Origin of the sequence: Hahella sp. CR1 (genome assembly GCF_029813005.1) — a bacterium.
In the GTDB taxonomy this organism is placed as follows: domain Bacteria; phylum Pseudomonadota; class Gammaproteobacteria; order Pseudomonadales; family Oleiphilaceae; genus Hahella.
The window spans coordinates 179,493-201,836 of sequence record NZ_JAPELK010000001.1; the positions used below are offsets into that span (position 1 = coordinate 179,493).

General features: G+C 56.3%; 23 protein-coding genes. 14 read left to right on the forward strand and 9 right to left on the reverse strand.

Going from position 1 to position 22,344, the window contains the following annotated elements; all coding sequences use genetic code 11:
• The first annotated feature begins 495 nt into the window (after positions 1 to 495).
• The 5 genes from ONV78_RS00810 to ONV78_RS00830 all read left to right on the forward strand — a co-directional run bounded on the left by ONV78_RS00810 (position 496) and on the right by ONV78_RS00830 (position 8,072).
• Positions 496 to 1,755, forward strand: a complete 1,260-nt coding sequence (locus ONV78_RS00810) for an ABC transporter substrate-binding protein (RefSeq protein ID WP_279500298.1) — start codon at positions 496 to 498, stop codon at positions 1,753 to 1,755.
• A 321-nt stretch (positions 1,756 to 2,076) separates the two neighbouring features.
• Complete coding sequence (gene pulA, locus ONV78_RS00815) at positions 2,077 to 5,655, forward strand: pullulanase-type alpha-1,6-glucosidase (protein WP_279500300.1); 3,579 nt, start codon at positions 2,077 to 2,079, stop codon at positions 5,653 to 5,655.
• Positions 5,656 to 5,792: 137 nt separating this feature from the next.
• Positions 5,793 to 6,395 carry a hypothetical protein gene (locus ONV78_RS00820; RefSeq protein WP_279500302.1) on the forward strand — a complete coding sequence of 201 codons (603 nt, stop codon included), beginning with the start codon at positions 5,793 to 5,795 and terminating at the stop codon, positions 6,393 to 6,395.
• 24 nt (positions 6,396 to 6,419) lie between these two features.
• Entirely contained in the window at positions 6,420 to 7,043 is a 624-nt protein-coding gene (locus ONV78_RS00825) for a hypothetical protein (protein WP_279500304.1), read from the forward strand.
• A 453-nt stretch (positions 7,044 to 7,496) separates the two neighbouring features.
• On the forward strand, positions 7,497 to 8,072 hold the full coding sequence (locus ONV78_RS00830; protein ID WP_216735443.1) for a YceI family protein: 576 nt from the start codon (positions 7,497 to 7,499) through the stop codon (positions 8,070 to 8,072).
• A gap of 73 nt (positions 8,073 to 8,145) precedes the next feature.
• Here the strand turns inward: ONV78_RS00830 and ONV78_RS00835 are convergent, their stop codons facing one another.
• Positions 8,146 to 8,535: a hypothetical protein gene (locus tag ONV78_RS00835; RefSeq protein WP_279500308.1), complete on the reverse strand. Its 390-nt coding sequence runs from the start codon at positions 8,533 to 8,535 to the stop codon at positions 8,146 to 8,148.
• Positions 8,536 to 8,542: 7 nt separating this feature from the next.
• On the opposite strand from ONV78_RS00835, the gene ONV78_RS00840 reads away from it, so the two are divergent.
• Both ONV78_RS00840 and ONV78_RS00845 read left to right on the forward strand, forming a co-directional pair.
• Positions 8,543 to 8,956: a hypothetical protein gene (locus tag ONV78_RS00840; RefSeq protein WP_279500310.1), complete on the forward strand. Its 414-nt coding sequence runs from the start codon at positions 8,543 to 8,545 to the stop codon at positions 8,954 to 8,956.
• 122 nt (positions 8,957 to 9,078) lie between these two features.
• Complete coding sequence (locus tag ONV78_RS00845; protein ID WP_279500312.1) at positions 9,079 to 9,897, forward strand: DUF1186 domain-containing protein; 819 nt, start codon at positions 9,079 to 9,081, stop codon at positions 9,895 to 9,897.
• Between the two features lie 37 nt (positions 9,898 to 9,934).
• Here ONV78_RS00845 and ONV78_RS00850 read toward each other — a convergent pair whose 3' ends face one another.
• Positions 9,935 to 10,363, reverse strand: a complete 429-nt coding sequence (locus ONV78_RS00850) for a hypothetical protein (protein ID WP_279500313.1) — start codon at positions 10,361 to 10,363, stop codon at positions 9,935 to 9,937.
• A gap of 571 nt (positions 10,364 to 10,934) precedes the next feature.
• Between ONV78_RS00850 and ONV78_RS00855 the strand changes: the two genes are divergently transcribed.
• Positions 10,935 to 11,561 (forward strand): YopT-type cysteine protease domain-containing protein, encoded by a 627-nt coding sequence (locus tag ONV78_RS00855; protein ID WP_279500314.1) that lies wholly within the window; start codon positions 10,935 to 10,937, stop codon positions 11,559 to 11,561.
• 1 nt (position 11,562) lies between these two features.
• Here ONV78_RS00855 and ONV78_RS00860 read toward each other — a convergent pair whose 3' ends face one another.
• The 4 genes from ONV78_RS00860 to ONV78_RS00875 form a co-directional block, all read right to left on the reverse strand.
• A complete protein-coding gene (locus ONV78_RS00860) occupies positions 11,563 to 12,912 on the reverse strand; it encodes a hypothetical protein (RefSeq protein WP_279500315.1) in 1,350 nt (449 codons plus the stop codon).
• Positions 12,913 to 12,954: 42 nt separating this feature from the next.
• A complete protein-coding gene (mnmH, locus tag ONV78_RS00865; protein WP_279500317.1) occupies positions 12,955 to 14,094 on the reverse strand; it encodes a tRNA 2-selenouridine(34) synthase MnmH in 1,140 nt (379 codons plus the stop codon).
• On the reverse strand, positions 14,095 to 15,135 hold the full coding sequence (gene selD / locus ONV78_RS00870) for a selenide, water dikinase SelD (protein WP_279500319.1): 1,041 nt from the start codon (positions 15,133 to 15,135) through the stop codon (positions 14,095 to 14,097).
• 72 nt (positions 15,136 to 15,207) lie between these two features.
• Positions 15,208 to 15,651, reverse strand: coding sequence for a hypothetical protein (locus ONV78_RS00875; RefSeq protein WP_279500321.1), 444 nt, complete (start codon positions 15,649 to 15,651; stop codon positions 15,208 to 15,210).
• 250 nt (positions 15,652 to 15,901) lie between these two features.
• Here ONV78_RS00875 and ONV78_RS00880 point away from each other — a divergent pair, with 250 nt between their 5' ends.
• The 6 genes from ONV78_RS00880 (at position 15,902) to ONV78_RS00905 (ending at position 20,405) form a co-directional block, all read left to right on the forward strand.
• On the forward strand, positions 15,902 to 16,870 hold the full coding sequence (locus tag ONV78_RS00880) for an HlyD family efflux transporter periplasmic adaptor subunit (RefSeq protein ID WP_279500322.1): 969 nt from the start codon (positions 15,902 to 15,904) through the stop codon (positions 16,868 to 16,870).
• Complete coding sequence (locus ONV78_RS00885; protein ID WP_279500323.1) at positions 16,863 to 17,792, forward strand: ABC transporter ATP-binding protein; 930 nt, start codon at positions 16,863 to 16,865, stop codon at positions 17,790 to 17,792. Before ONV78_RS00880 ends, ONV78_RS00885 begins: the two co-directional genes overlap by 8 nt.
• Positions 17,786 to 18,922: an ABC transporter permease gene (locus ONV78_RS00890; RefSeq protein ID WP_279500325.1), complete on the forward strand. Its 1,137-nt coding sequence runs from the start codon at positions 17,786 to 17,788 to the stop codon at positions 18,920 to 18,922. Before ONV78_RS00885 ends, ONV78_RS00890 begins: the two co-directional genes overlap by 7 nt.
• 111 nt (positions 18,923 to 19,033) lie before the next feature.
• A complete protein-coding gene (locus tag ONV78_RS00895) occupies positions 19,034 to 19,366 on the forward strand; it encodes a hypothetical protein (protein WP_216735429.1) in 333 nt (110 codons plus the stop codon).
• Between the two features lie 195 nt (positions 19,367 to 19,561).
• Positions 19,562 to 20,152 (forward strand): hypothetical protein, encoded by a 591-nt coding sequence (locus tag ONV78_RS00900; protein WP_216735428.1) that lies wholly within the window; start codon positions 19,562 to 19,564, stop codon positions 20,150 to 20,152.
• A 61-nt stretch (positions 20,153 to 20,213) separates the two neighbouring features.
• Complete coding sequence (locus ONV78_RS00905) at positions 20,214 to 20,405, forward strand: hypothetical protein (RefSeq protein WP_279500328.1); 192 nt, start codon at positions 20,214 to 20,216, stop codon at positions 20,403 to 20,405.
• Positions 20,406 to 20,586: 181 nt separating this feature from the next.
• Here ONV78_RS00905 and ONV78_RS00910 read toward each other — a convergent pair whose 3' ends face one another.
• The 3 genes from ONV78_RS00910 to ONV78_RS00920 form a co-directional block, all read right to left on the reverse strand.
• Entirely contained in the window at positions 20,587 to 20,898 is a 312-nt protein-coding gene (locus tag ONV78_RS00910; RefSeq protein ID WP_279500330.1) for a hypothetical protein, read from the reverse strand.
• Positions 20,879 to 21,448 carry a peptidoglycan recognition family protein gene (locus ONV78_RS00915; protein WP_279500332.1) on the reverse strand — a complete coding sequence of 190 codons (570 nt, stop codon included), beginning with the start codon at positions 21,446 to 21,448 and terminating at the stop codon, positions 20,879 to 20,881. The genes ONV78_RS00910 and ONV78_RS00915 overlap by 20 nt, the downstream gene beginning before the upstream one ends.
• 308 nt (positions 21,449 to 21,756) lie before the next feature.
• A complete protein-coding gene (locus ONV78_RS00920) occupies positions 21,757 to 22,071 on the reverse strand; it encodes a hypothetical protein (protein ID WP_279500334.1) in 315 nt (104 codons plus the stop codon).
• Positions 22,072 to 22,344: the final 273 nt, after the last annotated feature.

The window sequence follows — 22,344 nt, forward strand, 5'->3', positions numbered from 1 at the left end:
CAGAAAACCGGGCTGTCTGTCACATTCAGGCGGCCCGGCCGCATTTTCCGATTGCATTGCCGCCGCTTTTCATTACCTTTGCCGCCTGATGGAGAGAGTCGCCGCACATGACCGGCGTTTTACAGTATGGACAGTTCATGGACTGCCTGCAGATTACTTTCCCGAATGAAATTCCCCAAAAGCCGTAAGTCTTTTCCCCGTTTCCCCTTTAGCGTGGGGAGGTAGCCGCACAAAGCGCGCAAACCTGGCCGGACCGACTCTTTTCCTGTTGGAGCGTCGGCGGCGGGTACGGACGCCGGCCCGAATTGCACTTGTAGTTTGTCCGGAATGCAGGGAGGCAGGCGGGGAAAAGCGCCAGGGCTCGCCGCAGTGCGGGCGTTGCACGTTAAACGATTAAGAGGCCGGGCCGAAAGGCTGCGGCGTTGGGCGTCGTTTCGGAAATCAGCAGCGTGGCTCTATTGAACTGCAGTTTAAGTTCGCACGAGGAGAAAACCCATGAATAAGAAAACGATCCTTCTCTCATTGGCGCTATGCTGGCAAAGTCAGGCCGCAACGGCCGGCGAAGTCGAGGTGCTGCACTACTGGACCTCCGGGGGGGAAGCCGCCGCCATCGACGTGCTGAAGGATCTGGTGAAAAAACGCGGACATACCTGGCGCGACTTCGTGGTGCCGGGCGGCGGCGGCGAGAGCGCTAACGCCGAACTGAAAAAACGCGTGATCCAGGGCGAACCGCCCGCTTCCGCCATGGTCAAGGGCCCGGATATCGAACGCTGGGCCAGATTGGGTTTTCTGCAGAATCTGGATGAATTGGCGCAAAAGCAGCACTGGGATGAAAAGCTTCCCCCCGTGATTGCGGACGTCGCGAAGTTTCGCGGCCATTACGTCTCCACGCCCGTGAACGTGCACCGGGTCAACTGGATGTGGATCAACAAGCGTATCCTTGATGACGTCGGCGTCGCCGTTCCCACCACCTGGGAAGAATTCGAAGCCGCGGCGAAAAAAATTCAGGCCAAAGGCTACCCGGTCATCGCCCATGGCGATCAATCCTGGCAGGACGCCACCGTGTTTGAGTCCGTCGCGCTGGCGGTGGGCGGCGAAGAGTTCTACCGTCTGGCCTTTGTAGAAAACGACTATGGCGTTATCAAAAGCGACACCATGACTAAAGTGCTGGCGCAGTTTCGTCGCCTGCAGCCTTATTTCAAGACCGACTTGAAGAGCCAGGATTGGAACGTCGCCACCCAGGCGGTCATCAATGGTCAGGCCGCGTTCCAGTTCATGGGCGACTGGGCCAAAGGCGAGTTTGAAAAAGCGGGCCAGAAAGCCGGTAAAGATTTCGTCTGCGCGCCCATGCCGGGCACGTCCAACCAGTTTCTCTACAACATCGACACGCTGGTGATGTTCCAGCTCAAATCCGCAGACGCTCAAGCCGCCCAGCAGGATCTGGCGGACGCGATCATGAGCGAGACCTTCCAGAATGTTTTCAATCTGAAAAAAGGCTCCATCCCTGCGCGCATGGACGTCAGCCTGGATCAGTTCGACGACTGCGCCCGCCTGAGCCGCGCGGATTTTCTGGCGGCGGAGAAAAGCGGCGGCCTACTGCCCAGCATCGCCCACGGCATGGCCACTACCGCGCGGGTGCAGGAAGAGTTCTACGCCGTGTTGCATGAATTTCTGCACGATCCCGGCATGAGCCCGGAAAAAGCCACTGTTACTCTGGCGAAGCGCATGCGCTACGGCTCCTACGCCATCAACTGACGCCCTCCAAGACGACACTGCCTACTAACGCCTCCGGGGGATGACCTCGGGGGCGTATTTTCATCTTTTTTACGCCGACCTGCGCCGCCAGCAAGGAGGATAAGACTGCGCCATCTCCTCCAGGGGGGATTTTAGGGGGGAATTTTACTGTCTGGATTTAAACGCCTTCCGTAGAAACCACGTAACCCATTGATTAACAAATACAATATGACGCCAGCACGGCTTGGACGGCGGCTTGGTGGGTGTCGCGTATTGCCTATAGCATAGCTCCACCACACGCACTCAAAGCAACAACAAATATAATCGGAAAGGCGTACCTCTATGAAACGTTGTTTTACATGGAACTGCAGGCAAGGCGTCAGCGCTTTGCTGGCGTTAACACTTCTGGCCCTGTTCGGTTGCTCCAACGGGGGCGGCGACAAGGGCGACGGCTCCTCGAACGGCGACGACGGCCTCTACACTCCCACCGCCTCCCAGGCCGTTATTTACTACAAACGCGATGACAATAACTACGAAGGCTGGGGACTCCACCTGTGGAACGCCTCCGGCGCCGCTTTTAGCCCCGGCGACTATATCAGCGGCGGCGAAACCAGCTGGTCCAAGCCCTTGCCCGCCACGGGCGTGAGCACTAAATACGGCGCCTATTATGTGGTGGATTTCGACAGCGCCGCCTGGTCCTCATTCAATCTGATCATGCACAACGGCGACGACAAGGATCTTGGCGGCCAAGACCACACCTACAGCAAAGCGACGCTGGGCGACGACGCCTTTTCTTTCAGCGGCGTGGCCGTGCTCTACCCTGACCCGCTGGAGAGTCCTCCCGTCGCATTGGAAGGCGCGAAAGCCCATTGGCTGGACGCCAACCTCATCGCCTATAACGGCTCCGGCAGCGTGCGTCTGTATCACTCCGCCAGCGCCGCGATCACCGTGAACGCCACCACTGGCGAGCTGAGCGGCGGCGATGCGATAGAACTGACCTCCGCCAGCCTGAGCGATCAGGTCAAAGCCCGCTTTCCGCATCTGGCCTCCTACAGCGCCTGGACTTTGCCCGACTCCGCCGACGCCAAAGCGTTGCTGAAAGAACAACTGATCGTGGCGCAATTCAGCGCTGGCGGCGAATTACGCGGCGCCACGCAAGTGCAGACCCGCGGCGCGTTGGACGCGCTGTATGCGGACGCCGCTGCGGATGCGCAACTGGGCGCGGTCACCGCCGGAAACACCACCTATAAACTCTGGGCGCCCACCGCGCAAAGCGTCAAAGTAAAACGCTACGACGCGGATAAGAATCTGCTTTCCGCCGACGCCATGGCCGCAGACCCAAGCAGCGGCGTCTGGACCTTCGCCAGCGATCAGAACGACAACGGCCGCTACTACCGCTATGAAGTAAAGGTCTACCACTACCAGACCGGCGCCGTGGAAACCTTAGATGTTACCGATCCCTACTCCCTCAGTCTCTCCACCAACAGCGAATACAGTCAGGTGGCGGATTTGAGCGACGTCGCCCTGCAACCGGGCGGCTGGAGCGCAGACGCCGACACCTCCGCTTACGCCGTGTCAGCGCCGGAGGACATCATCATTTACGAAACCCATTTACGCGATTTCAGCGGTGCGGATAAGAACGGCACAGCCGCCTACAATGGCAAGTTCCTGGCCTACACCGAGCCTGGCCGTGAAAGCATGACGCACTTGCAGGCGCTGAAAGACGCCGGCTTGACCCATGTCCACCTGTTGCCGGTCTTCGACATCGCCACCGTTGATGAGCGCAGCGGCTCCCGCGCCGATCTGGACAGCACCAAAGCGGAGTTCTGCGCCCTCAACAGTGCGGCCGCTCTGTGCGGCGACGGAGCCGTAGCGGACTCCGCCACGCTGCGCAGCGTACTGGAAGCCTGTGATCCCGCCACCGGTTGCGCCCAGGCCTTGATGAACGATCTGCGGGCGCTGGACAGTTTCAACTGGGGCTACGATCCATATCATTACACCGCGCCGGAAGGCGGCTACGCCAACGATCCGGAAGGAACGTCGCGCATTCTGGAGTTCCGTCGCATGGTGAAAGCGCTGCATGACATGGGACTGAATGTGGTGATGGATGTGGTGTACAACCACACCAACGCCGCCGGCGCGGCGGAAAAATCAGTGCTGGATAAAATCGTTCCCGGTTATTATCAGCGCCTGAATCCTGAATCCGGCGCGGTGGAGAACTCCACCTGCTGCTCCAATACCGCCACCGAAGCCGCCATGTTCCAGAAGCTGATGGAAGACTCTCTGGTGGTGTGGGCTCGTGACTATCACATTGACTCTTTCCGCTTCGACCTGATGGGTCACCATCCCAAGGCCGGCATCGAGTCCGCCCTCGCCAAAGTGCGCGCCGTGCGCAGCAACGTCTACTTTTATGGGGAAGGCTGGAACTTCGGCGAAGTGCAGAACGACGCCCGTTTCGTCCAGGCAACGCAGCTCAATCTCGGCGGCAGCCAGATCGGCACCTTCACCGACCGCCTGCGGGATGCGGTTCGCGGCGGCGGCCCCTTCGATTCCGCCGACAGCCTGCGCGCCAACCAGGGCTTCGCTAACGGACTGTATAACCTGCCCAACGAGCTCAACAGTGGTTCTGAGGCGGAGAAATCTTCCTTGTTGCACCTGAGCGATAATATCCGCGTCGGCATGGCCGGCAACCTCACCGACTTCGTATTGGTAGATGCTTCCGGCGCCACCAATGTCGGCTCCAACCTGGATTACAACGGGCAGCCCACCGCCTATGCGAAAGATCCCGCCGACACCATCAACTATGTCTCCAAGCATGACAACCAGACCCTGTGGGATAACAACCAATACAAGGCCGCTTCGGACGTCAGCGCCCAGGATCGCGTACGCATGCAAATGCTCGCGCTCAGCATTCCATTGCTCAGTCAGGGCGTGCCGTTCCTGCACATGGGATCGGACATTCTTCGCTCCAAATCCATGCAGCGCGACAGTTACGACTCCGGCGACTGGTTCAATAAAGTGGACTTCAGCTACACCGACAATAACTGGAACGTCGGTCTACCCAGAGAAGACAAAGACGGCGCCAACTGGCCGCTGATCCAGAATGTGATCGCCAACATCAATGCGCAGGCGTCCACCGCGCAGATCACTGACGCCGCCGCCGTATTCCGCGACTTCCTGCGCGTCCGTAGCGGCAGCAAACTGTTCCGTCTGGAGAACGCCGCCGATATCAAAGCGCGAGTAGACTTCCATAATGTGGGTGCAAGCCAGATTCCCGGTCTGATCGCCATGTCCATCGACGATGGAGCCGGCCTGACCGACCTGGACCCCAACCATGACGCCATCGTGGTCATCATCAACGCCAGCGGCGCGCAGCAAACCATCGCCGTCCCCGGCGCCAGCGGTTTCCAACTGATCGACGCGCAGGCGTCCGGCGCCGATCCTGTGGCGGCGAGCGCAACAAGCAGCGGCGACAGCTTCACCGTCCCAGCCCTCACCAGCGCGGTCTTCGTCAAACCCCAGGGCGCGTCGCAAGGCGCCGGCCTGCCGGTGAATTACGACAACAAAGACCCCTCTGCGATTCCACCGTACGGCCCGACCACCCTGTATCTGCGCGGCGACATGAACGGCTGGGGCACTGATACGCCCCTGACCTTCAGCAGCAATGGCGACTATGTCGCTACTTTGACCCTGGCGGCGGGAAGCTACGGCCTGAAAATCGCCGATGCGGACTGGGCCGCCATCAACTTCGGCGGTGGCCTGACGCTGACGCCGGGGGAAACCGCCGCACTTACCGCCGGCGGCGATAACCTCAGCCTGACCCTGACGGAAGAAAGCCAAGTCACCTTCCGCTTCAACGCATCCGACAAAGATGCGACCACACTGACCCTGACCACTGCCACTGTGGCTGAAATGAAGTAACCTCTTCAGACAAGCCATTCATTCCATCCGACGCTTGGCGCCAGCAATGGCTCAAGCGTCGGTTTGTTTTCCTCGCAGGCCAACCACTTCTTTTCTCAGTCTTTTATCCTCGCCCCTTCTTCGCCTACGTATGCGTTATGCCTTTTAGTCCATTGAAGGCGACGGCTTTCTCCGAAATACTGCACGTCACCCTGACTCGATACCCAAAGCCAATGAATAAATTGCCCATCTGCCTCTTGCTGACCGCCATGTCACCTATTGCCGCCTGCGGAGAAAAGACGGCTCCGCCAGAATCAGAAACCTATCTTCTGCCAGATAATTTTGTTGGTATGTTTTATATCCTGTTTAACACGCCTGCAGGAGAGCCTGTCAGACATGAGAAAGAGAGTCTGATTTATGAAATTCCCCCATCAGGCGTCTTGCTAACTCAAGGGAAGCTAAACGAAGGTTGGATAGCCACAGAAGACGTAAAATATTACTACGTCGGGGAAAACGGCCAGCGCGTAGAAATTAAAGGAAGATGGACAGCGAGCCTGCATGATACGCCCGAAAATAGAAACGATCCTGAGCTTACAATTTTTGGCGGCGGCGCAGGAGTTTATTCAGATCCAAGTATTCCCTGCGAAGTGACATATCAGTATTACTATGTCGGGCTGAAAGCAGACGCGCTGGAAGGAAAAAATCCGTTCGAATTAGAAGAGTATTTGCATAAGCACTCATTCCAGTGCCCGATGAAATAACTTCATCAGGCAAGCCTTTCACGCTTGACGCCAACAACGGCCAAGCGGCGGCTTGCTTTTAGTCCATTGAAGACGACCACCTTCTCCAAAATACTGCATGTCACCCAGTATCGATACCCAAAGCTAATGAATAAATTACCTCTCTGTCTCTTGCTGACCGCCATGTCGCTTATTGCCGCCTGCGGAGAAAAAGCGGCTCCGCCAGAACCAGAAATCTATCTACTGCCTGATAAATTTGTGGGTAAGTTTTATATCCTGTTTAACACGCCTGCTGGAGAGCCTGTCAGGCATGAGAAAGAGAGTCGGGTTTATGAAATTCCCCCATCAGGCGTTTTGCTAAGCCAAGGGAAGCTGAACGAAGGTTGGATAGCCGCAGAAGACGTAAAATATTACTACGTCGGGGAAGACGGCCAGCGCGTAGAAATTAAAGGCAGATGGACAACGAGCCTGGATGATACGCCAGAAAACAGAAACGACCCTGAGCTTACAATTTTTGGCGGCGGCGCAGGAGTTTATTCAGACCCAAGCATTCCCTGCAGCGTGACATACCAGTCTTACTATGTCGGGTTAAAAGCAGACGTGCTGGAGGGGAAAAATCAGTTCGGATTAGAAGAGTATTTGGATAAACACCCATTCCAGTGCCCATAGTATTTTCTTCTTTCAATGCGATCTGGCAAACCAGGGTCTTAGAGAAACGTAGGTTGGATAAGCAACGCGCCATCCAACGCCCCGTTTTTCACAACCGCCAACTTAATACTGACTTGGGAACGGATCACTGGCTAGTCAGCAGCGTTGGAAGGCGCTTCGCTTTTCCAACCTACATTTTTTCGAGCTACTTCTTTTTCCCGACCGACTTAAGAAAGCGCCACGCCTCTAATTGGCCCCTTCAGAGGGTCGTTTCATCTTGCCTAATCCGCCCTGAAAAAGTAACAAGCCGTCTTGCAACCCATTGAATATTAGTAAAATTTAACAAAAGCTTTATATTTTTACTTTATTTAATCCAGGTCATTTTCTGGTACAGTAACCGCCTTTTGCAGTACCCATCCCCAGTTACGTTCCGAAACCAGGGATTAATTTATACATTCACAGCGAGGTGAAAACGTGAAAGCAAAATGGTTATTGGCGGGTTTGTGTTGCATCAGCAGCTCTGTATTCGCAAGCTGGCAGCTGAACAACGAAGAATCTAAGTTAAGCTTTGTCTCCATCAAGGCCACCGACGTGGCGGAAGTGCACCACTTCGGTCAGTTGAGCGGCAGCATCAGCGACGCCGGCGACGCCGTACTGGAAATCGACCTGAACAGCGTGGCCACCAGCATCGACATCCGTAATGAGCGGATGAAGAAAGAGCTTTTCCAGACCGGACAGTTCCCGAAAGCGACCTACAGCGTAAAACTCGATCCTGAGCTGCTGAAAAAAGTCACTCCCGGCGCGTCCATCATCACCAGCATTGACGGTTCTCTGGAACTGCACGATGTGAAGAAAGAAGTGAAAGCCGAGGTCGTGATCAATCGAGTCTCCGACAAGCAGGTCGTGGTTTCCACGCTGCAGCCGCTGGTTATCAACGCCGCAGATTTCGCTCTGAAAGACGGCGTCATGAAGCTGAAGGATCTCGCCAAGTTGCCTTCCATCAGCATTTCCGTTCCCGTCACCTTCAATTTGACGTTTGACGCCAAATAAGGCGGCCGCATCCCCCGCCCAGGCGGGGGATCACGCTTTCTGCGTGTATTCGGCCACGCCGTAACACCCCTTCCTAATTCAGATTCTTAAAGTCGATTTGGATTTTATCGTCATCGGAGCCTCCGCAACCGTCGGAAAAGTACCAGACGTCGCCTTTGCGCCGGTTCATTTCCCCTGCCACCAGTTCAAAGCAACCGCCGCCCTGCACTTTAACGAAACGGCGCCCGGCGCTGTCCTCAAAACTCTCCACGGCGTCAGGCGGGTATTCCCCCTCCTGGTTATAGATTTTGGCGTCTGTGAGCGCCTGATCCAGACGACGGTCAAAATGTTTTGGCGTCGCCTCATCGTCATCAGCCGTCGCATTGTCGCGGGCGTATCCCAGGGCGCTATCCAGCAGCCTTTTCTTTGGTGGTTCTACGGCTGGAGCGTCCTGCACCCTCAAGGTCGTCACGGCAGGCTTCATTTGCTGTGTGTCCGGTGTCGGCGGCGTCTCAGGTTCAGTGGGGGGCGTTGGCGCTTTAGCGACGCTCTGCCTGGGCTCGGCGGGCTTCGTTGGCGGCGGTCTAGGGGTTGGCGGAGGCGCGGTCGCTGGCGGCGCGGGCTCGGATTCCGCCACCGGCGTATCGTTCGCGGGAGCTTCCGGCTCAGCCAAGGGCTCTACAGGGGCCTGCGGACGACTTGTGGAGAAATTCAGCTGGACGCTGATTGTGGAGGTTTGCACTCGCGGAGCCGGTGATTTTTCCAGCGAAGGTAATAACAAAAATCCCAAATGCGCCAGTACGGAACTCAGCGTCGCCGCCCAAAACAGCCTGCTGCGCCGGTTTTCTGATCGATTAGGGCATGCTTCCGCATCCGCGTTGTTGAAGTTTGCAATTTCCACTTAAGCGTCGCGATCTCACCTGATATCCTTCCGCCGCGCATTTAAGCACTTTTTCGGGGCGCGACTCAATTGCGCGCAACGCCCTTTTATTCCCGACCGAAGGATAAGTTGGAACCAACGCATTTTATGATCACGAATAATCCTAAAATCAAAGCCTTGCTGAATATCGGCCCTCCCAAAGATTTCGACTGGCCGGACTACGTGGCGCAGTACGGTTTTAACCAGGATGACATCCCCGAACTTATCCAGGTTTTGACGGACGAGAGCCTTAATCTCGAAGACGAAAACAGCAGCCTGTCATGGGCTCCGTTGCACGCCTGTCGTACGCTGGGGCAGTTACAGGCGGAACGGGCCGTTATGCCTTTGCTGCACAGTTTCGACTTTCTCTACATTCAGGACTGGGCCCTGTCGGAAATTCATCGCGCCTTCGCCATGATCGGCCCGGTGGCCATCGCGCCGCTGGCGAGGAAGCTGCAGGAACCCGCAGAAGACGAGTTGATTCCCGCACTGGCGATCAAGGCGCTGGCGGCTATCGCCGTCGCACAACCGGCGCACAAAGATCAGGTGGTGGAGATTTTCCGCGAATACATGGAGTTTCCAAACCGAGCCGCCAAAGTCCTCAACGGCATATTGGTGGCGCGCCTGCTGGAGCTGAACGCCACTCAAGCCATCGACGGCATCCGCCGGTTATATGCGCACAACTGCGTGGATCTGATCTGCGGCGGAGATCTGGAGGATGCGGAAATCAGCCTGGGCTTCCGCAAAGAGCGATCCACGCCCAGACTCAGCATCGAGGAACTGCTGGACCTGGAAGAATATGGCGCGCAACGCCAACAGGAAGAGCCCGAACCACCGCCGCTTCCCATCAATCGCAAAATCGGCCGCAACGATCCCTGCGTGTGCGGCAGCGGCAATAAATACAAAAAGTGTTGTGGGATGAGCTAAGCGACTCGCTTGCTATCGGCCTGACTGATCATAGATGTCAGGCCGTCATACGCTCCGCCACGCACAGCTCCATGATGCGCCACTGCACTTTCTCGATGTGCTCATAAATTTCCGCTATTTCCGTTTCCGCCATGTCTTGCAGATTTAACAAGGACGCGGTCTGGTTCTGAGGAAAGCCAAGCAGGTTAAAGACGCCGCTTTCATGAATCGCGGCCGCAATATATCTGGATAACCGCTGACGATCCCAGCCCTCAAAGTCTTCCTCCAGCTCCAGATCCTCCATCGCCTCCTCGCATTCATAGAGAAAATCATCCCAAAACCTGACGCCTTCCTCGCTCATCACAGACTTCATCAACGCCAGCTTCTCCTGTAGCACCGCTTTGTTGTTGGAGACGGACGCCAGATCACAGGCGTTCATAGTGCTTATTTCCGCTGCGATTTTTAAAAAAACATCTTTATCGTTCATCACTTTATCTCATCCACGAGTATGCGCTAGTCAAAGCCTAGAGGGTTATCTCAAGTGCTCCTTCGGCCATTGTTCCTCCAGACCTATCTCAATCACTTTGCTCGGCGTGCAAGCGTTAAAAGCCAGCAGGACATACAAGCTTGCACTGCAGGAGGCGCAAGTGCTGTAACAGCATTCGAGATCCCGATGGTCATCCCCTATAGCAGTGCGGCCAGCATTCCATTCGCTAAACCTGGGGTCGGAGGCGGACCACCACGCCATTCTTTGCCCAACTTGATAGGTCCGATCGCAAAAGCGCCCTGACTCGTCCCCATCAAAGTCGGAGCACATGTGGGTTTGAGCATGAATTTTCGTTACCTGCCGGCAAGCGGGACAGCGCTCTTGCAGTTCTATCCAATTAAAAGCCCCCATAGACACCCAAGTTAATTGATCACTATTAAATTTATTTAACGCTTATTTTTCATTCGCTTAGGAACTTCCTCAGAAACCCCAAGTCGAAGTTTTGCGCACTGAGTGACGCCGTCAGGCTGACTCCACGCGCATCGTCTTTTTTTGAGTAGTAGAGGTAGTCATGATTATCAGAAGGATAGCGGAGTTTGACCAGACGGTGGCCATGTCGGGACTGACGGGACGATCTCAGGCCGCTTCGGAGGGCGCCTGCCATAACTTCACCATCAACTGGCTGAGCCTGATGTTTCAGGACAACGGCGACATTACGCGCGCCAAGCAGCGGATGGCGAAGTTGGGAGTGCGTTCCGGCGCAGGTAACCCAGTGCTGCAGAAGGCCTTTGGGGATCGCTGGGGAGAAGGCGGCAATTCCTACAAGATGGCGGACAAACTGATGATACAGATACGCGGCCTGAAAGAAGTCGCGCTTCTCAAAGACTACTCTCACTTCAGCCAGCGCTGGCTGGAAAGCACGCTGATGACGCCGCAATACGCCGGTTACATCTATTCTTTCTGGTTTCCGATGAAGGTGGTCGGCGCCGACGGCGCGCATACGATTGGCTTCTTCCGCTCCGTATCTGGTCGCCAGGGACAGCTCGTTCCCAATGACGCCACCATCGTCGTGTTCGATCCCAACTACGGTGAGTTTCACGTGCCGGAAGCGGAATTCCATAAGTGGTTCCGTAAATTCAGAACGTACTACGGCGGAACTGTCACCTCGCATATGGTGAAGTGCGTGGCGCCGATTTGATTTACTCGTCGACGGTCGGATCGTCGCCTTCCTGGCGGCGTCCATCCGACCTCTTGCCAGCCCAGCGCCCGGCGACAAACCGGGTTCCCCCCTGCACCAGCTTCCCACCTAATTTCAGCGAACCGTATACAACGCCGGCGACGCCTTTGTGGGTCTCATCCACCACTCTCGCCACGGGCCGTACAATGGGTATTCTGGCCAGCACCTCATGAGGATCGCGAGCGATGGCCCGGTGCATGGATTCCACCGCCCCCACCGTTTGCAAATATCCATCCGCCAGTAAATCCACCACGCCCGCCGCCAGCCGACCGTCCCGCCACACCGCCGCCTCAGGCGCAGCAACCGGCGTCAGTGAAATGGTTTGTCGCAACGGCTGCGCGCTTCCTTGGGACGCGTCTTCTTCACACCATTGCTGAATCTGGCGGTATACGCGATTGCAGTGCGCCAGGGGAATATGCGGCACGCCCTCGAAATGAGCGAAGCGGCTGTCCGCCGGCGCTGCGCGGGGATGGGCGCTGGTCTGGGTGACCAGACTGTCGCCGACCAGTTTGTTAATGAGACTGCCGTTTTTCGGAGACACCGACCCACTGATAAAGCAGTGTCTGGAGCCGGGATAAAAGCCGCGTCCCGGCGTCGCCGACGGCGCCGGGTCCAGCCCCTCGCGCAGGTCGCGGATGCCCTCGCTGCGGCCGTCGATCCAATCCGCCCACTGACTGATGTAATCCCGGGGGAACTCACGCACCAGTGCACTGAAACGATGGCCCATCTGTTCAAAAGGCGAGCCCTCATGCGGAGATCCAATGTAGAAACAGCGCTTGAGTTTCGGCAACCAGGGAGCGTCGGACAAATCCGCCGATTTCTGCGCGCTGCGCATCACCAGTCCGCCCATGCTGAAACCGATCAGGATGAGTTCATCAATTTCCAGCGGATAGACGGCGAACAGACGCGTCATCAACCGGGAAAAACGCAGTCCGTTCTCCTTCACCGGCAGCCCGCTGTTGTAGCGTAGAAACAGGGGGGTGTAGCCGAAATCACGTTGCAGCCTCAAGCCATAGTTATCCGGCTTGGGCTCCATAACCGCCTCGGCTTGGCGGGGTTTGATATCCCAGATGCTTTCCAGGTTGGTGAGCCCGTGCAGCAAGACGACGATTTTGTTGGACAGCACCAGCCCGGAGCGTAACGCCAGCGTCTCATCCAACGGCAACGGCCGTCGCTGATGATAGAAATCCATCTCAATCGCCAACGGATTGCCCCGTCGCGCCAGATAATCGCCGAAGACGCCGTTCAGGGCCGCCTGCCCGAGGCCGCCCCAACGTCGCCAATCCAGAGGTTTTGTCTCTCTGTCCGCCATCGCTCTCTCCCGCCCTTCGGCATTGCGACCGCTACACGTCGGTCAAAGTCGCTCGTCCCTCGCTGTCGTCATCGTTGCCGACGCGTGCGCGAAATAATCGCACACCGCCGCCGCATCCCCACGAAAACAAATACGCTCCGCACGCTTGTTTAGTTGATAGGCGTACATAGGATCATAATAGTCTTCCAATAAACATCTGATCCAATCCCGGTGCAAAGCGGGATCTCCCCGCCGATGTCGCGCCAGCGCCGCTTCCAGCATCTCGCTCAGTTGTTGATAGCGCAGCCCGCCCAAGCGCGTGCGGATGTTGAACATCGATTGACGCAGATCGTCGGCGAAACGCTCAAAGCCTTCCTCCTCGCCCTGGCTGCGTCGCCACTCGTGCAATTTATGCAGAATATAGTTACGAAAACTGTGCTCCACTCGTTGTTCCAGCGCGACTTCAACCACCACCAGCGGCGCTTGCGCCATGGCCCGCCTTAGACACTGCGGCAATGCGCAGCGACCAATCAGATGACTTTCGTCCTCCAGTAAGAGCGGCGCGTCCGCAAAGCCGTGACGCTGGCGCAATACCGCCACCGCCAGGGCGTTCTCAAAGTCGATTTGTGAGGGCTGCCCTTCAGCACGACGGCCAAAGGCGCTACCGCGATGATGGGCCAGACGCTCCAGATCCACCGCTCCCGGAAGGCGCATAAGCAAGTCAGTCTTGCCGCCGCCGGTATGTCCCGCCAGCAGAACGAACCGGGCTTCCTGACAAATCCTTTCCAGTGACTCAATCAGAAAGCGTCGCATAGCCTTGTATCCACCCAGAATACGAGGGTACGCCACGCCGCTTTCGGCCAGCCACTGCTGACAAATACTGGAACGCAGACCACCGCGAAAACAATACAGATATCCCTGCGGATGTCGCTGCGCGAACTCCCGCCAGCCCTGCACCCGCGCCTCTTTCACCTCGCCATGCACCAGCCGGTGTCCCAACGTTATCGCCGCCTGCTGGCCATGACGCTTATAACAGCTTCCCACCTGCGCCCGCTCGTCATCGGTCATCAGCGGCAGATTAACGGCGTCGGGAAAAGCGCCTTTGTGAAACTCCACCGGAGCGCGGGTGTCGAGCAGCGGCGCGCCGGACAGGAACACATTGAGGTAGTCGTCCGTATCCTGTCTGTCACCTGATTCGGTCATTCACGCCACCTCGATGCGCGGCCCGTCGCGATAGGGCTGCAAAGTTCCTATCAGCGCAGGCGCAATGCCGGCGTCCTTCAATATGCGCTCCAGCGCGTCTCTGCCTTCAGGGGCGACAGCGATCAGCAGTCCTCCACTGGTCTGGGGATCGCAGAGCAACAAGCGCTGTTCCTCCGTCACCTCTCCCAGACGCGCGCCGTAACTGTCGAAATTACGTCGCGCGCCGCCGGGAACGCAGCCTTGCTGGATGTAGTCCAACACTGGCGACAGGCGGGGAATGGCGGCGTAATTCAATAGCGCTTTCAGTCCGGAACCTTCGCACATCTCCAGCAAGTGCCCCATCAGTCCGAACCCGGTCACGTCGGTCATCGCGCAGACTTCCGTCAAGCGCGCCGCCTCCGCGCCGACCCGGTTCAACGCGCACATTTGCTCAAGGGCCAAGTGGTCGTGTTGCGGCTGAAGTTTCTTTTGCTTTTGCGCGGTGGTCAGCACGCCGACGCCCAGTGGCTTGGTGAGATAGAGCAGACTGCCGGGGACAGCGGCGTCGTTGCGTTTGAGGTGTGCAAGTGTGGTGGAGCCGGTGACCGCCAGTCCGAAAATGGGCTCCGGCGCGTCGATGCTGTGCCCGCCCGCCAACATGATTCCCGCTTCATGGCAGGTGTGGCGTCCGCCTTCCACCACGCGCTGGGCGATCTCCGCTGGCAGGGTATTCACCGGCCAACCGAGGATGGCCACCGCCATCAAAGGCTCGCCGCCCATGGCGTAGATGTCGCTGATGGCGTTGGCGGCGGCGATGCGTCCAAAGTCGAACGGATCGTCGACGATGGGCATGAAAAAATCCGTGGTGCTGAGAATAATGCGACCGTCGCCCAGATCATAGGCGGCGGCGTCGTCTTTCGACGCATTGCCCACAAGCAGCCGGGGATCGTTGATGGGCGGCAATTGAGAAAGAAGAATACGGTCGAGAATTGCAGGAGAAATCTTACAGCCGCAGCCAGCGCCGTGACTGAATTCCGTGAGCTTGATCGATGCGTCTTGCATACGCCCCTCCGTTGACGATGGAAGGACGTATGATAGGTCTTCGCAAGCGCCTTGTCACAGCGCTGAGCCCCGCTATGCCGACTGCGTCGCGACTTCCCTGGAGACGGCGCGGGAAAGCAAAAACACACACCACCACAAGGGCGCAATGACCAGAGCGGTGGAAAGGATATCGGCGACGCTATGGTACTCCTGATACAGCATCAGCAATGCGTATCCCAGCAACCCGCTCATGGCGGGAATACGCAAACGGGGCGCGGCGGCGATCAGGCTGAGAGTGATGACGAACGCCACAGCAGAGTGCGTGCTGTAATCCATGCCCAGCGCGGGCCATATATCCAGGGTGTGATCAACCCACCGCACCGTGTAGGCGATAGCCAGGCCGCCAAACAACGTCAGCGCCAATCGGCCTACCGCCGCCCAGCGACGACGCCACAGGGTGTAAGCCAACAGCATCAGCGTCACCAGACCAAGCAACGGGTTATAACTGTCGGCGATAGCGTCGAGAATTTCGTACACGAAAAAATCACTCCTTGAAGGCTTAAGGGTAAAAGGCGCATGGGTGCGCCTGCCCGGCGACTAGGCTATCACAGTCGCGCATCGGCAGAGTATGTTCTGATACAGCCGGGACGTATTTACGTCAATTTTTTCCAGGTTAGTCAAAAGTCTGTATTGATCAAACAGTTACAACGAGCGATGCTGATCACAGTCGATCGCCGTCACGGTTCTCCCTCAAGGCGGCGCCTATTCCGGTTCAAGGAGCTGAGCTATGGATTACAGACATTTTGCCGTGCTGGCGGCCCTGCTGGCGCTGACAGGCTGCGACTCCGCCGCGAGCGAACACTGGCAGGGGTATGTCGAAGGCGACTCGATATTTATCGCAGCGCCCTCCGCTGGCGCGCTCACGGAGATTGCGGTGGAGGAAGGCGATCAAGTCAGCGCCGACGCCCACCTGTTCAGCATTGACGATGAGCCCCAACGCGCAGCGGAGCAACAGGCCGAGGCGCAATTACAGCGCGCCCGCGCCGAACTGGCGGACTTGGAGAAGGGCAAACGGCCGCAGGAACTGGCGGTGATCGAAGCCCAATACGAACAAGCCCAGGCCGCCGCCGAACTCTCCTCCAAACAGCTGCTGCGCACGCGCGATCTATACGCCAACAAACTGGCCAGCCGCTCCAGCCTGGACGAAGCGGAGACCGCCCACACACGTAATCTCCGCCAGATTCAGGAAATTGAAGCGCAACTGAATTCCGCCCGTCTCGCCGCCCGTTCCGACCAGTTGGAGGCGGCCAAGGCACAAGTGGCGGCGGCACAGGCCAGCCTGCGGGAAGCGCGCTGGAGTCTGCAGCAAAAACAACAAGCGGCGCCGACGCAGGCGCTGGTGCGGCAGGTACTATATCGCCCGGGTGAATTTGTGCCCGCCGGACAGCCCGTGGTGGAGCTATTGCCGCCGGAGCGGATCAACGTGCGCTTTTTCGTCCCGGAAACGGCGCTGCATGCAATAAAAACCGGAGATCAGGTCAGCGTCCATTGTGACGGCTGCGGCGCGCCGTTTATGGCCACCGTGCGCTATATCAGCCCCAACGCGGAATTCACGCCGCCCTATATCTACAGCAAAGAGAGTCGGGACAAGTTTGTGTATCTGGTGAAAGCCTGGCCCGCCGCAGACAGATCGCCGCAACTGCATCCGGGGCAACCCGTGGACGTAGCGCCGCCCGGGCTGAATGCGCATGAATAACCGCGAGGAGATTATCAAGGTCAAGGACATGTCGAAGTCCTTCGGCGGTAAGGTGGCGGTGGATAAGGTCAGCCTCAGTGTATACAAGGGCGATATTTTCGGCTTTCTGGGCCCCAACGGCAGCGGCAAAACCACCACCATTCGCCTGCTGTGCGGATTGCTCACGCCGGATGAGGGAGAAGGCCGCTGTCTCGGATACGACATTATCAAGGAAGCCCGTCATATCAAGCGCCAGGTCGGCTACATGACCCAGCGCTTCAGCTTTTATGAAGACCTCAGCGTGCGGGAGAATCTGGAGTTCGTCGCCCGCATGTACCATTTGCAGGAGCGCCGCAAAGCGGTGGACGAGGCGCTGGATAATCTGGGGATGAAAAGCCGCCAGACGCAACTGGCGGGGGAACTGTCCGGCGGCTGGAAACAACGGCTGGCGCTGACCGCCTGTATGCTGCACAAGCCCAAGCTGTTGCTGCTGGACGAGCCTACGTCCGGGGTTGATCCGGAAGCCCGGCGGGATTTCTGGGAGGAGATCCATCGCCTGGCGGATGAAGGCGTCACTGTGCTGGTGTCCACGCACTACATGGACGAAGCCGAGCGCTGCAACCGCCTCGCTTATATTGCTTACGGCCACCTGGTGGGCGAAGGGTCGCCCCGGTCTCTGATCGCCGATTCCGGACTGGCCACCTGGCGTATTGAAAGCGCCGACATTCACCAAGTGGCGGAAAAGCTCAAGCGTATCGACGCGGTGGAACAGGTGGCGCCATTTGGAACCCGTTTGTTTGTGTCCGGCACGGACGCCCAGCAACTGGAGCAGGACCTGAGCGCGTTCGCAGAACAGGAAGGCGTCAATCCTGAGCGCACCCAGCCGCGGCTGGAAGACGTGTTTATTCAGCTGATGCGCAGCTCGGAGGAAAAGAGATGGTGACGCTCCTTTCTCCCATCCGTTTGTGGGCGGTAGTCGCCAAGGAGTTTATTCAGTTGCGCCGCGACCGGCTGACTTTCGCCATGATCATTGGCATTCCCCTGATTCAGCTCGCCCTGTTCGGTTTCGCCATCAACTCAGACCCCAAAGAGTTGCCCATGGCGGTGCGCAGTGCGGAAAGCAGCGCCTATACCCGCAGCATCATCCAGGCCATCGTCAACACCCGTTACTTCAATGTCACCGAGATTACCGACTCCGAGCAAACCGCCAATGAGATCCTGGCCCGCGGCGCCGCCCAGTTCGTTATCAACATTCCCGCTGACTTTACCCGTCGCCTGTTGCGCGGAGAACGCCCAAGCCTGCTGCTGGAAGCAGACGCCACCGACCCCGCCGCTACCTCCAACGCCCTGGCGGCGATCAAGCAGATTCCCAACACCGCGCTGGCGCACGACCTCAACGGCCCACTGGCCTCCTTGCAGGGCGCAGGCGCGCCGTTTTCCATCGATATCCATCGCCGCTATAACCCTGAGGGCGTCACCCAGTACAACATCGTGCCCGGCCTGATGGGCGTGATTCTGACCATGACGATGATCATGATGACCTCCCTGGCCATCACCCGCGAGCACGAACGCGGCACCATGGAAAATCTGCTGGCTATGCCAGTGCAGCCACTGGAGGTCATGGTCGGCAAGATCACGCCCTATATCCTGATCGGCTACATTCAGGTGCTCGTTATTCTCGCCGCCGCCCTGTGGGTGTTTCATGTGCCAATGCTGGGCTCGGCGTTACTGTTGATGCTCGGCGTGTTGCTGTTTATCCTCGCCAACCTCACCGTTGGCATCACCATTTCCAGCGTTGCACGTAATCAGGCTCAGGCCATGCAGATGTCGTTCTTCTTTTTCATGCCGTCCATCCTGCTGTCCGGCTTTATGTTTCCGTTTCGCGGCATGCCGCAATGGGCCCAAGTTATTGGCGAAGCGCTGCCGCTGACGCATTTCCTGCGTTTTATCCGTGGCTTATTGTTGAAAGGCAATCAATGGACGTTCGCCTGGGAGCACTTATGGCCATTACTGGCCTTCACCGCGGTGATGATGGCGATTGGCTTACGCCGGTACCGGCGCACTCTGGATTAGACTTAGGGCTGTTTACGAATACGCCCTACCCGGAATTGCATTTTCGTCAGGGTGGATTATGATCGTCGGGCTCGCACCAGACCTTCAGCTCAACCAGCGCGTGGAATGCACATGTCCGAAGTAGTTTTAACCAACCTCAATCTGTTCACCGTCCTGTTCGTGATCTTCTTCGCCAGCGCGAGTTTCATGTTCATGCAGATCTTTTTTCATGACGCCAAAATGGGGCTGGTTTTCCTCGCAGGACTGGTGATCGCCGGCACCGCCTCCGTCATGTTCAAGCCGTTGGCGATTCCCGCCCTGTCACTGGCCTTGATCGCCTTCGTCGCGCTGATTCTTATCAACCTGTACAAGCACTATAAAAAACCGCAGTTTTACGCTCCCGCCCTGGGCATGCTTATCAGCCTGGCGGTTGGCGGCGGAATGATTCTGGCCTTGCAACAATAAACCCGCAAAGTTGATCCGTCAGCGCGTTACGCCAAGGTGTAACGCACTTGTCGAGGTACTTTTTAACGCCCCAGCTGCGACATATTCCCACGCACAGTCTCCCTCTCAGGTCTAAGCTTGCTGTGTTCCGGCGCCACGCGCCGGAGCCCGCCCGGCGGCCGGACACGCCGCCCCTAAAAAACGGAGACAGCAAATATGGAACGAGTCAGCGGATCTCTCAGCCATTTAATTCAGTGGCTACGCCCATCACAGAAACTGACGACTTTGTTGCAAGCCAGCGCTTTCACATTCGCGACCGGTTTTGTGGGCGCGGCCTGGGCGGCTTCGCCGTGGACGGCGGTCGGCTCCACCGGGATTGTCGACGAGGCGGATGCGGCGGAGGTTAACTTCTCCAGCGGCGTCGCCCAGATCAATGGCGCTGCGCCGGCATCCAGCAGCGTTACTTTGCGGTACAACGTCACCGCCATCGCCGATCTCGATAATGGCGGCGTCAACAAGCGCCTCAGCGCCCGTTTCCGCGATAACGGAAGCGACGCCAGAGTCGTGCTGTCTCTCCGCCAGTACAACTACAACACCGGCGTCACCACTACGCTGTTGACGCTGGACAGCAACACCCGTCCCGCCAACGCGGCCTACCAGACCCACAGCGTCAGCGACGGCTGTTGGACCACCAGCTTCGACTTCACGCAAAACGCTTACTACATCGAAGCCATCCTCAGCCGAACCAGCACGGCCGGCAGCCCCGGCCTGGCGATTTTAAGAGTGGAGGATGCGGATCTTTGTTGAGGTACAGGGAAAATTACGGGACTAAAAGCGATGAGTCTCGCCAAGGAGGGCGGGATTCAATATGACAAGAGTAAAGGATCTTATGCTTACTATTTCCCAACTTTCCCTTCAAATATCAGAGGTGGTAAAGGCAAACATCATCGTACCGAATCAGATTGGTGAGGCGTATACGCTGGAGGAACTGGAAACCCTATTACCTTGGAATGTGGAGCTGGCTTCAGAAAAAGTGGCTCCGTATGGGCAAGTATGTTGATTTAACGGCAGGTACGAATCAGCAATTCCGGCTTACCTATGAGCTAAAAATAGCGACGCCTCGTAACCGGAAAGCGGTGCTTCAGTACAACCATGAACTGGCGCTGGCAGACAAACAGATTCTGCGAGCGGATACAGAAGGGAGAATAAGCAGAAATGTATCCACACCTTACTTTCCTCGACTAACTAGATGTCTGCTGCGATTTCGATTTTGTGTACCACCGCAAAGCTAACGCGCTTAACATGGTCAACCACCAGGCATAGTTGACGATAAGATAGTAAATATGTTCGCCCACAAACCCATTTTCATCAGCCAACAGCACATAGTACCGGTTTAACTGTTCTGGCTGTATGAGTAACTCATTCGAGAAGAGCGGAAAACCAACCACTAAAAACACACTGGGATCATCCGCTAAGAAAATAACGGCCGTAAACACTTTAATCACAGCTAGAAACACGGCGATGGCTAATAGACTACGGTTTAGATAAACCATGCTTCTTCCTCATTTCATTGATTTTATCCATGACTTGGTTACCGGGGCAGCTGTAACCTTTGTTGGGTAGATACTCTTTATGGCCTCCCAGCTTTCGAATACTGTGGGGAAATTGTGATTTAATCGTCGCGATTAAACGATTCGTGGCAGCCAAATGCGTCTTTGAAAGGTTGTCATCCACATCCCACCACTGTTCATCGAAGTCACCCATTAACAGGATTCCGATTTTCCCTGTGTTCGCACCGGCGACATGAGAACCTTTATGAAATATTTTACGGCCCTCATAGATCGTGCCATTTGAATGGATTAAATAATGATACCCAACATCATCCCAGCCCTTTTTTGTCATGTGGTACTGTTCGATTTCTACCGGATCAGTCTTACCATCATTGCCAGAATGGTGAAGCACGATACTATCGAAATTCCAGTCCTTTACCAACTTGTTTGCAACAGGCGTTTTGGTGCCCCACTTGTGGCGTTCAATCACATTGTGCTTCTGATTGATTGTGGTTCTGATAAACGTTTCGAGATTTACATTAATGAGTGTCATTGACTCCTGTCCTTTATCTGCAGATTTCGCAGTGGCCATCGACCAGATTGTTGTTGATCAGCTCTGGAGAATCAACCCGCCATTTACATTCAATATTTTGTTCCAGTGGGATCTCGCCAACGTTAAGTCCGGCTTCCATTATGTAGCCAAATAAAAATTTTCTAATAAAATAGGCCACTTACAACGCCCGACCTGATTAAACTCTGCACCGTGAAGGTTGATCCACGAGCGCAGTGTCTCAGGAGTGCAACCAATCTTTGAAGCGATAAACTCGGGGCGATTCACCTTTATATAAACGTATTGACAAATCACAGAAGCCCAACCCTATGGAGCTCTCCTTCAAACCCTAACGACAAGATAAGAGCCGCAGAAAAAAACAGTACAAACTTAACAAGAAGCATCAATATTTTCCTTTTGCTCCTACCATACTCACTTAACTTCTCATCATCACAAAAAAGGATATAAAAATAACCAATATCATCCCCCCCCTTGGATTTTTCATGTAAGTACAACCTCCTCCATAATAGAGCAATCCATGGAAAAACACAGATAGCCACAACAGCAGAAATAAGCTTAACTCCATAACCCACTATTAAAACAAAATTTAACACGCTTTCAGGCATTATAAATATCACTCATATTATTTCCGTGAGTTTCACGTACATGCTCCCACTATACTAGGGAACCTCTGACAAACTACCTGTGTTGCCATTGTGGCGCCAATAATCAGCTCAAAAGTTTTAACGAGAGCACAATAGAGATCCTCAACAACATAGGGGTTCACTACTCGTCCAATGTGGAAAATATAAGTATATCGTCAGATGACATCACTAACTGCAGACACTTTCTTCCCAGGTTTGACTGCAATAATTTTGCTCACGGAAAGGCTTCGTAGT